At 35.6% G+C, this 267-nt stretch carries 1 protein-coding gene; it reads left to right on the forward strand.

What is annotated here, in order from left to right:
• Positions 1 to 13: 13 nt before the first annotated feature.
• Positions 14 to 267: amino acid kinase family protein (locus AC2Q9J_RS18025; RefSeq protein WP_499042068.1), on the forward strand; the 254-nt coding region annotated here is incomplete at its 3' end.

Genomic DNA, 267 nt, shown 5'->3' on the forward strand with positions numbered 1-267 from the left:
GGGACTCGCAAATATGGGCTTGGTACAACGACCCAAGCAAATTCCTGAACAACAAGGCCTGGCAGGGATTGGTCAAAGTGAATTGATGACTATTTATCAACAAAGATTTGCAATGTACAGTCAAAAGACAAGTCAAATTTTATTGACGCATGATGTATTAACTTATCCTGAAAGTAGAAAAAACGTGTTAAATACTTTCAATGAACTTTTAAAATGGAAAGTTATACCAGTGGTTAATGAATATGACACAGTTGCGGTTGATGAAAT

The sequence above is a fragment of the Planococcus sp. RAB007_Raresut genome, assembly GCF_057369535.1.